We start from the raw sequence: 12,280 nt of genomic DNA, 5'->3' as shown, positions 1-12,280 counted from the left end.
TCACCCTCCTTGGGATTCCGGCAGGTCCGCCGGATCGGTGAGCCAGTCGTCGATGGCGACGTCGCAGGAATTGAGGATGTAGGCGAGCATCGAATACGCGCCGACAATCGCCAGCACTTCCAGCATCTGCTGTTCGTCGTACGCGGACGAGAGCTGCTGCCACGTCCGGTCGGACAGCTTGGCCTCCGGGCCGCGCAGCTCGTCGACCGCCCGCAGCAGGGCCGCGTCGTGCTCGGACCAGCCAGGGGCGTCCGGGCCCGCGGGGACCCGGGCGATCTCCTCCTCGGTGAGACCGGCCTTGGAGCCGATCGCCACATGATGGGCCCACTCGTAGTGCGACCGCAGGAGGTACCCCACCCGCAGCACCATCAGCTCTCTGTCGCGCAAGGTCAGCTTCCCCTGGCCGAGCGCGGAGAGCATCGGGTTCATCCCGGACAGCAGCGCGGGGTGGTTGCCGAGCACGCCCAGGACGTTGAGCACGGGTTGGCCGACCATGTGCGACAGCGGACCGTCGGGGTCGGACTGGACGGCGGCGGGCATCCCGAGCAGCGGACGGACCTGGTCCGCGGGCGCGGGGGCCATGCGGGGAACAGTGTTCCGAACCGTCATGCCGTCACCTTGGCTTCCAGGGACTCCTTCAGCTCCACCATGTCGTGCAGCAGCGGGCTCGGTCCCGGCGTGCCGTCACCGTTGAGTTCGCGATAGACGGCACCGATGTTGAGGACGACGCGTTCGACGTTGTCGAGGTCGGCGAACTCGGTGAGATCGAATTCCCGTGCGGCCTCCAGATGGGACTTGCCCTGCTGGTGGGCGGCGGTGGCGTGGGCCTTCACCCGCTCGAGGTAGTCGCGGACCCGGACCACATCCTGTGTGCCGCCCACCGGGCCGTGGCCGGGGACGACGGTCCCGGCATCGAGGTCGAGAATCGTGTCGCAGGCACGGATGCAGTTGTCGATGGGGCCGGAGTGGATGACACCGTGGCTGTCGAACATCAGGATGTCGCCGGCGTACACGACGCCTTCATCGGGAACGTGGACGATGACATCGCCTGCGGTGTGGGCAGGGCCGACCTCGATCAGCCGCACGGTCCGCTTGCCCACGGTCAACTCGAGCTCCCCGCCGAACGTGATCGTCGGGTAGGTCGGGGTGATGCCGGAGAAGTCGAAGGGCTCCAGGTACGCGCGCATCCGAGGATCGGTGCCGGGGGACAGGATCGGGGCCGTGGTCTCCGGACCGGCCTGGCGCATCGTCCGCGCCGCCGCGATGGAGGACACGATCATGGCGTCCCCCACGAGCTGGTTGCCCCACCAGTGATCACCGTCGTGGTGGGTGTTCACCACCCAGCAGATGTCGGTCGTAGGCACCGCTTCGGCGATGGCGGACAGCATCTTCCGCGTCTGGTCGAGCGTGAACAACGTATCCACCAGCAACGCTTCGTCACCACTGCACACCAGGCCCGCGTTGCCGTACCCGGTGGCGCGACTGCCTTGCAGATAGGCGAACGTCTCCGGCGCGAGCCGGTGCACACCGGTGGTAAAGGGAACAGACACAAAAATCTCCTTGTTCACTGAATATCCGCGGTCAGTTCCCGGCCGCTACCGCGGTCCGGGGGCGCAGCACCATCCGCGGACCGCGCTCGGGCACCACGACCGGACCCCGCGGCACCGCCCTCGCCGGATCCGCCTCGGCAGGCTCGAAGTCGACGTGGGTCACCAGCTCGCGCAGCATGACCTTGATCTCGTGGATCGCTATCCGGTCGCCCATGCAGCGGGTGTGCCCGCCGCCGAACGGGATCCACGTGTACTGGCCGGGCTGCACGCCGAGGAACCGCTCCGGGCGGTACTTCTCCGGCTCGGGGTAGCGCTCCGGGTCGTTGTTCATCAACTCCGCGCTCGGCACCAGCAGTTGACCGGGCTCGTACCGCACGCCGCCGATCACGATCGGCTCCATGACCTGACGCGCCAGATTGTTCGGCAGCGGCGGGTTGAGCCGCAGCACCTCGTGCACCGCGGCGGTGAGGTACTCCTCGGAGGCTCCCTCGGCGATCTCGGCACGCAGCCTGCCGAGCCGCTCCGGATCCCGGGAGAAGTGCTCCACCGACCAGCAGACCGCGGACACGGTCGTCACGGTGCCGGCGACGAACATGGTCATGATCTCGTCGCGCATTTCCGAGCCCGACAGGGACGAGCCGTCCTCGCGCTCGATGCCGAGCAGGACCGACAGCATGTCGTTGCCGAGCTCACCGCGCTCCACGCGCTCGGCCACCGCCTGGGCGATCAGTGCGTCGACCCGGGGCCGGTTCCTCCAGAAGTCCTTGAGCCCGGTGCCGGGCCGCTTCTTCATGAGCCGCTTCTTCGCCGGTGACCACCGGTCGATCATCAGCATCGCCGTCGGATAGGTGTTGAGCTCCAGCAGATCCATCAGCGCGTCGAGCAGCTGAGGCCAGCAGGTCGGGGTCACCTTGCCGAACACGACTTCCCGGATCACGTTCATCGCCCAGCGGTGCACCAGCGGGTGCATGTCGACGACCTCGTCACGCGGCCACTGCGCGACCGCGTCCACCGTGATCTGCTCCACCGCTTCGGTGATGCGGGAGAACGCCGCACCCTTGAAGCTGCGGGTGAGCGCCTTGCGGCGGGCCAGATGCTCGCCCTCGTCGAGGAAGGCCAGCCCGGTGTTGCCGAAGTACTTCTCCAGCGCACCGTTCGAGTTTCCGCAGTGCAGGCTGGTGCGCGGTGCCTGGTAGACGGCCCGCACCTCGTCCGGGTCGGTGAGCACGAAGAACTCGACGCCCGGCAGGAAGCCCAGCCGGAACCGGGGACCGTACAGCCGCTTGCACTCGATCAGGAAATCGGTGCGCGAGTTGGCCCACCGCGCCATTTGCTCCCGCTGGCCCAGTGCCGGACCCGGCACCTCCGAGGAGGGGATCACCGTCTCCTCCGGCTGCGCGGTGTGGTCGACCGGGCAGCGCCCGGTGCCGTCCTCGACCGCTGTGTCGTTCACGTCGGGAGGGGTCATCACTTCTCCTTGTCGTACAAAGCTGAGTCAGCAGAGAATCCGCACCGGACCCACTTTTCGACGGCCCCCGCGCACTCCGGGTCATTGATCAGTTCGAAGTGGCCGGCATCGAGGTGCACCAGATCGCCGCCGACGTCCCACGCGGGCCAGGAATGCGTGTCGTTGGCCCGGAGGTACAGGCGCGGAGTCTCGACGCCGGTGTCGCCGCGCTCGGCCAGCAGGCGCAGATAGGCGCCCATCGCCAGCCAGCCGGAGTCGTCGAAGGCGAGGTCGCGGTCGCCGCCCAGCAACGCGTCCATGCTCGACTCGAACGCGCCGCCCTCGTTCTCGACGACGGACCGCGGATCCGGTGAGTCGAGCAGGACCAGGCCCGCCGCGGGCCGACCCGTGCGTTCGAGTTCGGCGGCCAGCGCATGCGCGACGGCGCCGCCGATGGAGTAGCCGACGAGAACCACCTCGGTGTCACCGACGGTCCGCCTGATCCCGTCCGCGAGCATCCCGATGACGGTGTTCCAGGACCCGGGCAGCGGCTCGCCGTCGCGGAAGCCGGGCAGCGAGCAGGAGAACACGTCACGGCCGGACAGCCCTCCGGCGAGCGCCAGGAACAGGTGCGGGCCCGAACCGACGGCGAACGACGGCACGCAGACGATGGCCGCCTGCTCCGCATCGCCCTTGGCGAGCCGCACCACCCGGCCGCTGTTCTCCGGCAGTTCCGCGGGCGAGGTGAAGGCCGGGCGGAATCGGGAAGCCTCCATCAGCCAGCTCATCGCCCGGTTGAGCTCGCCCTCGGCGTGGGCGTGCCGGACCAGCGACGTGAACGTACCGCGGCTGTCCGGGGCGAGGCCGGTGGCCGTGGACCTCCCGGATCCGGTGGCCGCGGACCCGCGGGACGCGGAACCGTCCGGTGCGGACTCGGCACGCGCGGCCACCCCGCTCGGCTCACGCTCGCCGGTGTCGCCGGACGCGGGATCCGCCTCGGCCGCCGCCACCTCGTCCGCCAGATGCGTGACGAGCCAGCGGGCCAAGCCGATGACGTCGGGGTGTTCGAAGATGACGGTCGATGCCACCTGCACGCCGGTCACCCGGTGCAGGCGATTGCACAACCGGACCACGCCGACCGAGTTGAAGCCCATCTCCCAGAAGCCCTGGTCCGATTCGACCGCGTCGCCGGACTCGTGTCCCAGTACCGCCGCGACCTGCGTCCGGATCACCTTCTGCGTCAGCGCCTCCCGCTCGTCCGCGGGAACGGCGGCCAACTGCCGCACCAGCACTCCGCCCTCGTCGTCCGCGTCCTCGTCGCCGTGTTCGGCGGGCAGCGCCGCGCTCGGGGCACCCGGTCCGGACACGGCCGGCGCCAGCCAGTACCGCTTCCGCTGGAACGCGTAGGTCGGCAGGGACACCCGCGCGGCCCCGGTCCCGGCGTAGAAGCCGGCCCAGTCCACTGCGACACCGGCCGTGTGCGCCTCGGCCAGCGACAGCGCGAACCGGTCCAGGCCGCCTTCGTCGCGCCGGAGCGTCCCGATCGTCGCGACCGTCGCGACCCGGCCCTCGGTGTCGTGCGCCGTGGCGGTCTGCTCGATCGCGGTCGCCAGCACCGGATGGGGCGACACCTCCACGAAGCGGGCCGCGCCGTCGTCGATCAGCGCGCAGACCGCGGATTCGAAACCGACCTGGTTCCGGATGTTCTTGTACCAGTAGGTCGCGTCCAGGCCGACGGTGTCGACGTATCCGTCGACCGCCGTGGAGTAGAACGGCACCCGGCTCGCCCGGGGGGCCACCGATGCCAGCGACTCCACCAGCTCCGCTTCGATGGCGTCGACCGCGGCGGTGTGCGAGGCGAACGCCGAACCGAGCGCCCGGGTCCGCAGCCCGTCGCGCTCGCACTCGGCCTGTACCTCTACCAGGACGTCGGCGTCACCGGCGAGCACCACGGAGACCGGGCTGTTCACCACGGCGACCGAGGCCCGCCCGGCGTATCCGGCGACACGCCGCTCGACCTCGTCGTCCGATGCCCCGATCCACAGCAGGCCCGCGTCGTTGGGCAACCGGTCGTGCGCGAGCCGGTTGCGCATCGCCACGATCCGGGCGGCGTCCTCGAGCGACAGTGCACCGGCGACATAGGCGGCGGCGACCTCACCCTGTGAGTGACCGACCACCACGTCCGGTTCCACACCGTGGGCTCGCCACAACGCCGCCAGCGAGACCATCACCGAGAACATCGCCAGTTGCAGCACGTTCAGCGGGATCACCCCGTCGACCACGTCCATCGACGGCGCACCCGGCGCACCACGCAGCACGTCCTCCAGGTTCCAGTCCACATACGGCTCGAACGCCTGTCCGCAGGCCGCGATCTCTTCCGCGAACGGTGGTGCGGTGTCCAGCAGCCGCACCGCCATCTCGGTCCAGTGCGAACCGTGGCCCGGGAACACGAACACCGTCTTGCCGTCCAGCACCTTGCCGTCGACGGTGTGCTCGGCCGGTTTGTCGCCGGCCAGCGCCGCCAGCCCGTCGAGCAGCTCGTCCCGGTCCCGGGCCGCGACCGCGGCCCGCCGCGGCAGTGCCGCACGGGTCGTCGCCATCGAGAAGCCGATGTCGACCAGGTCGAGGCCGGGGTTGTCGAGCAGAGCGGTGTGCAGCCGATCTGCCTGCGCCCGCAGCGCGGCCCGGGAACGCGCCGAGATCAGCACCGGCACGGCGGGCGGCTGCCCGCCGGTGGACCGCGGCACCGGATCCGGTGCCGGGGCCTCCTCCAGAATCACGTGCGCGTTGGTGCCGCTCATGCCGAAGGCCGAGACACCGGCCCGGCGTGGCCGGCCGTCAGTCTTCCAGGGCTGGTCCTCGAGGAGCAGCTCGACCTCGCCGGCCTCCCAGTCGACGTGCGGGGACGGCTCGTCCACGTGCAGCGTGCGCGGGAGCAGTTCATGCCGCATCGCCTGCACCATCTTGATCACTCCGGCGACACCGGCGGCGGGGCCGGCATGCCCGATGTTCGACTTGACCGACCCCAGCCGCAGCGGGTCCCCGGCACGGTCCTGGCCGTAGGTCGCCAACAGCGCCTGCGCTTCGATGGGATCGCCCAGCTTGGTGCCGGTACCGTGCGCCTCCACCGCGTCCACCTGCGCCGGCTGAAGTCCCGATGCGGCCAGGGCCGCCCGGATCACCCGCTCCTGGGAGGGGCCGTTCGGCGCGGTGAGGCCGTTGGTGGCGCCGTCCTGGTTGATCGCACTGCCGCGCAGCACCGCCAGCACCTGGTGGCCGTTGCGGCGGGCGTCCGAAAGCCGTTCCAGTACGAGCAGACCCATGCCGTCGGAGAACGATGTGCCGTCCGCGGCCGCCGAGAACGCCTTGCACCGGCCGTCCGGTGACAGGCCGTGGATGCGTGCGGTGTCGGACAGGGCCACCGGGGTGGACATCACCGTCACACCGCCCGCCAGGGCGAGCGAACACTCGCCCGCCCGCAGCGCCTGCATCGCCAGGTGCAGTGCCACCAGTGACGCGGAGCAGGCCGTGTCCACGGTGATCGCCGGGCCCTCCAACCCCAGGGTGTAGGCGATCCGCCCGGACAGCACACTCGACATCACACCGGTCATGTGGAACTGCTCGAGCTCGGGCGGTACCGCGGTGCCGTAGTCCGGGTTGACCGCACCGCAGTACACGCCGGTGTCACTGCCACGCAACGCGGTCGGATCGATGCCCGCGTGCTCGAACGCCTCCCACGCACCCTCCAGCAACCAGCGCTGCTGGGGATCCATCGCCCGCGCCTCGTGCGGGCCGATACCGAAGAACCCGGCGTCGAAGTCGCCCGCACCCTCGATGAACCCGCCGATCCGCGCATAGGTGGTGCCGGGGTGCTCGGGGTCGGGGTGGTACAGGTCGTCGATGTTCCAGCCGCGGTCGGTGGGGAATTCCGTCATCCCGTCCCGACCGGCCGCGATGAACTCCCACAGTTCGTCCGGTGAGTTCACCCCGCCCGGATACCGGCAGCTCATCCCGACGATCGCCAGCGGTTCATCGACCGCCCCGCGGCGCGACCGCACCGCCGGCCGTGAGGTGTCGCCGGCCTCGGCCAGTTCGCCGACGATCAGCCGCGCGATCGCCGCCGGAGTCGGGTGGTCGAAGACCGTGGTCGCCGCCAGCCGCAGGCCGGTGACCCGGGTCAGCCGGTTGCGCAGCTCAACGGCGCCCATGGAATCAAGTCCCACGTCCTTGAACGGCCGTTCGGGGTCGATCGCGGTGTGGGTGTCGTGCCCGAGCACCGCGGCGACCTGCGCGCGGACCAGATCGAGTACGACCCGCACACGATCCGCCTCGGGCGTCTGGGCGAGCGTGCGCGCCAGTGACCCGCCGCCGCGGCCACGCCGGGCGGGCGTCCGGACCAGTCCGCGCAGGCGCGGGGCCAGCGTTCCCTGATGGGCCTGGGCCCGCAGTTCGGCCGAGTCCAGATGGATCGGCGTGAGGAGGGACGATGTCGCCGCGCCCATCCGGTCGACCAACTCCCGCACCAGACCCGGCTCCTGGGCAGCGTCCACCCAGGTGCTCCATACCAGTGCGGTCACCGGCACGCCCTCGGTACGCAACCGGTGGCCGACGGCGTCCAGGGCCGCGTCGGCGGCGGCGTTGGCGACGTGCCCGGAGGTGCCGAAGAGTCCGGCGTCGGAACAGACCAGCGCGAACGCCGCCAGGTCCTGCCCGGCGGTCAGCTCACGCAGCCGCAGTGCGACATCGAGCTTCGCGCCGACCGCCCGGTCGAGCCGGTCGCCGGTGTGCGTCTCGAGGGTGCCGTCGTCGACGACCCCAGGTGCGTGGATGACCGCGGTCAGCGGACCCTCCACGGAGGACAGCACATCGGCGAGCCCGTCGGGGGTGTCACAGACCACGGCGCGAGCACCCGACCCGGCCAGCTCGGCGACCACCGCGTCGACGGCCTCGTCCGGGCCGCCGAAGGTCACCAGCAGCAGCTGCCCGGTGTCGTACCGCTCGGCCAGCTGCCTGGCGAGTACCGGACCGGCACCCCCTGGACCGCAGGTGATCAGTACCGTCCCGGCCGGATCCCACACCGGTCCGGCCCCGGCCGGGGGAGCGGGGGCGAGGCGGGGCACGAACAGCGCACCGTCGCGGACCGCCACCTCGGGCTCGTCCAGCTCACCGAGCACGGTCCAGTCCGGATCGGCGTGCTCGTCGAGATCGACGAGCACCACGGTGTCCGGATGTTCGGTCTGGGCGACGCGTATCGCACCCCAGACCGCTGCCGGTGCGGGATCGGGCGCGAGGTCGCCGGCCGCGACCGCGCCACGGGTCACCAGCACCAGTCGCGCGTCGGCCGACAAGGGGCTCGACACCCAGCGACGCACCGTGTCGATCGCCTGCCCGCACAGTTCCCGTACCCCGGTGGCGCCGTTCGGCGCCATGACCGAAGTCAGTACGAGGGTGGGCGCCTCCGCGCCGCCGGCCAGAGCCGACTCCAGGGCGTCGAGATCGGCGAACCTCTCGCCAACGGCCTCCAGTTCACCCAGGACCGCGATCCTCGCCGCCGGTGACGGCTCCGCGTCCACCGTCGTCCAGGTCAGCTCGAACAGTGAGTCCGTACCGTGCCGCGGCGCACCGTCGAGTTGCGGCGCCGGACGGTAGCCGACCCGGCCGACCGACAGCACGGGCTCGCCGTCGAGATCCACCGCGTCCACGCGCAGCACCGAGTCCGCCGCCGTGACCCGTACTCGGGCGCGCGCCGCGGTGGTCTGTCCGAACGACACGTTGGACCACGAGACCGGCAGGTTCGGCGCGGCACCCGGCTCGACATCGAGCAGGCCGCCCTGGAGCGCCGCGTCGAACAGTCCGGGGTGGAGTCCGTATCCGGTGCCGTCGATGTCGTCGGGCAGCGCGATGTCGGTGTAGATCTCCTCACCGCGGCGCCAGGCCGCCTGCACGCCCTGGAACAGCGGACCGTAGTCGGCCCCGGCCTCCGCGAGGCGTGCGTAGAGGTCGTCGACCGGCACGGGCTCGGCGTCCACCGGCGGCCACTCCGCGTCGAACGGCAGCGGCGGCGCCGGGTCGGCCCCAAGTCGTCCCCTGGCGTGGCAGATTACCTCCGGCCCATCGCCGGCGGTGGCGTCGGCGGTGGCGCGCGAGTAGATCGCGATCTCGCGGCGGCCGTCGGCGTCGGCGGCACCGACGGTCACCTGTACCTGGCGCGGCTCGTCGGTGAGGACCAGCTGCGCGGTGATCTCCAGCTCCTCCAGCGCCGGGCAGCCGATCGCCGTTCCGGCCGTCACCGCCACGTCGACCAGTGCGGCACCGGGGACCACCAGCGCCCCGAGAACGACATGATCGGCGATCCAGGGCTGCGTACCGGCCGCGATGCGCCCGGTGAACACCCATTCGTCGCGGTCGGCCACCGGTACCGCGGCGGTGAGGATCGCGTGATCCAGCCCGACCTGACCGGCCGCGGACGCATCCGCCGACCCGGTACCGGGCGCCAGCCAGAACCGCTCCCGCTGGAACGCGTACGTCGGCAGATCCACCCGGGCCGCCGAGGTTCCGGCGTAGTAGGCCGTCCAGTCGACATCGACTCCGGCCATCCGCGCTCCGCCGAGAAAGCGGGCGAACGTCTCGGCCTCGTCGTGCCGCGCGCGCAGTGCCGGAACCAGCAACGCGTCGTCGGCGCTGTCGGCGTCGTCGAGAGTCTGCCCGGCCATCGCGGTCAGCACCGCGTCCGGACCCAGCTCCAGGAACCGCCGGGCACCCAACCGGTACAGGGTCCGCACACCGTCGGCGAACCGCACCGCCCGCCGGACATGCCGCACCCAGTACATCGGGTCAGCGATCTCGTCGGTCACCCGCTCACCGGTCACGTTCGACACGATCGCGATCTTCGGCGTGGAGAACCGCAGTCCCCGTGCGACCGAGGCGAACTCGGCCAGCATCGGCTCCATGCGGGGCGAGTGGAACGCGTGCGACACCTTCAACCGCGAGGTCTTCCGGTCCGCGAAGTTCGGCAACCACTCCTCTGCGGCGTCGGCGTCACCGGACACCACCACCGCCCGCGGACCGTTCACCGCGGCGATCTCGAGCCTGCCTTCGTAGCCACGCAGTGTCGCGGTGACCTCGTCCTCGGTGGCCTGTACCGCCACCATCGCGCCGCCTTCGGGCAGCGCCCCCATCAACCGGCCACGCGCCACCACCAGTGCGGCGGCGTCCTCCAGCGACAGCACCCCGGCCACATGAGCCGCGGCGATCTCGCCCACCGAGTGCCCGATCAGGTAGTCGGCTCGCACACCGAACGATGCGATCAGCCGGTACAGCGCCACCTCGACGGCGAACAACGCCACCTGCGTGTACGCGGTGGCGTCGAGCAGCGCCGCCTCGGCGGAGCCGGGCGCCGCGCTCAGCAAGGCCCGCATCGACCGGCCGACCAGCGGATCCACCGCCGCGCACACCTCGTCCAGCGCGGTGGAGAACGTCGGGTACGCCTCCGCCAGATCGATGCCCATCCGGGCCCGCTGGGCGCCCTGACCGGTGAACAGCACCGCCGTCTTCCCGGCGACCGCCCGCCCGTCGACCGCCCCGGGTTCCCCGGCCGCCAGGGCGGTCAACGCGGCCATCAGCTCGTCCCGATCGGATGCCGGGACCACCGCGCGCCGTTCCAGGAGCGCGCGCGTGGTCGCCATCGAGTACCCGATGTCGGCGGGCGTCAACTCCGGCCGCTCCGCGAGGTGGTCGCACAACCGCCTGGCCTGCGCCCGCAGCGCCGCCTCGGTGCGCCCCGACACCAGCACCGGCACGACGCCCGAGGGCCGTCGCACCGCATCCGGATCCGTGGTCTCGCCGGACGCCCCGGACGCGGAAGACGCCCCGGACGCGGAAGAGGCAGAGGACGCGGCGGGCGCCGAGGGCGCCTCCTCCAGGATGACGTGCGCGTTGGTGCCGCTCACTCCGAACGACGAGACACCCGCCCGCCGCGGCCTGCCGTCCGACCGCCACGGCCGCGACCGTGACAGTACGGCGACCTGGCCGCGATCCCAGTCCACATTCGGGGACGGGGTGTCCGCGTGCAGAGTGGCCGGCAGCGTCTCGTGCCGCATCGCCAGCACCATCTTGATCACACCGGCGATACCGGCGGCCGCCGAGGTGTGCCCGATGTTGGACTTGATCGACCCCAGCCACAGCGGGCCGTTCGTACGATCCCGGCCGTAGGTGTCCAGCAGCGCGTGCGCCTCGATCGGATCGCCGAGCTCCGTTCCGGTGCCGTGGCCTTCCACGGCGTCCACGTCCGCCGCCGACAGACCCGAGTTGGCCAACGCCGCCCGGATCACCCGCCCTTGCGCCGGGCCGCTCGGCGCGGTCAACCCGTTGCTGGCACCGTCCTGGTTCACGGCGCTGCCGCGCACGACGGCCAGCACGGTGTGCCCGCGCCGCCGCGCGTCCGAGAGCCGCTCCAGCACGATGAGACCGCAGCCGTCGGCGAAGCCGGTGCCGTCGGCGCCCTCCGCGTACGCCTTGCACCGGCCGTCGGGCGCCAGCCCACGCTGCCGGCTGAACTCGACCAGCAGGGTCGGGCTCGACAGCACGGTCACTCCGCCGACCAGCGCCGTCGAGCACTCACCGGCCCGCAGCGCCTGCGCGGCCTGGTGCAGCGCCACCAACGACGACGAACACGCGGTGTCCACGGTGACCGCCGGGCCTTCCAGCCCCAGCAGGTACGAGATCCGCCCGGCCAGCACGCTGGTCAGGATGCCGAGCCGGTACCCGCCCAGCTCCGGGGGCATCGTGGCGCCGTACTCGGAGCTGATCGCACCGCAGAAGACGCCGGTGTCGCTGCCGCGCAAGGTCGTGGGGTCGATCCCGGCGTTCTCGAAGGCCTCCCACGCACCTTCCAGGATCAGCCGCTGCTGCGGATCCATCGCCAGCGCCTCACGCGGACCGATCCCGAAGAAGTCGGCGTCGAACTCCGCGACCCCGTCGACGAATCCGCCCGTCCGGGCATACGTGGTGCCAGGGTGATCCGGGTCCGGGTGGTACAGGCGCTCGACGTTCCAGCCGCGGTCCTCGGGCAGCGGCACCATGGCGTCGCGGCCCTCCGACAGCAGCTCCCACAGGCGCTCCGGAGATGTCGCGCCGCCGCCGAACCGGCAGCTCATGCCCACGATCGCCAGGGGCTCGGCCGCTCGCGTCAGCAACTGCCGGTTCTGCTTGCGAAGCTGCTCGTTTTCCTTGATCGACATCCGCAGGGCGTCGACAAGATCGTTCGTCTGTGCAGTCATGCTTG

Annotated in this window: 4 protein-coding genes; all 4 read right to left on the bottom strand. The window is 71.4% G+C overall.

What is annotated here, in order from left to right; all coding sequences use genetic code 11:
- The 4 genes from AC4BEG_RS11775 to AC4BEG_RS11760 are packed head-to-tail and all read right to left on the bottom strand — an operon-like array spanning window position 1 to window position 12,275.
- Window positions 1-582, bottom strand: a complete 582-nt coding sequence (locus AC4BEG_RS11775; protein WP_490705833.1) for a carboxymuconolactone decarboxylase family protein — start codon at window positions 580-582, stop codon at window positions 1-3.
- 23 nt (window positions 583-605) lie between these two features.
- Complete coding sequence (locus AC4BEG_RS11770; protein WP_490705832.1) at window positions 606-1,550, bottom strand: MBL fold metallo-hydrolase; 945 nt, start codon at window positions 1,548-1,550, stop codon at window positions 606-608.
- A 31-nt stretch (window positions 1,551-1,581) separates the two neighbouring features.
- A complete protein-coding gene (locus tag AC4BEG_RS11765) occupies window positions 1,582-3,018 on the bottom strand; it encodes a cytochrome P450 (RefSeq protein WP_490705831.1) in 1,437 nt (478 codons plus the stop codon).
- A complete protein-coding gene (locus AC4BEG_RS11760; RefSeq protein WP_490705830.1) occupies window positions 3,018-12,275 on the bottom strand; it encodes an alpha/beta fold hydrolase in 9,258 nt (3,085 codons plus the stop codon). The genes AC4BEG_RS11765 and AC4BEG_RS11760 overlap by 1 nt, the downstream gene beginning before the upstream one ends.
- Window positions 12,276-12,280: the final 5 nt, after the last annotated feature.

This window comes from Streptomyces sp. JLBJ103, assembly GCF_058215575.1.
Note: the sequence above shows the minus strand (reverse complement) of the source record. Positions and strands in the feature narration are given on the sequence as shown.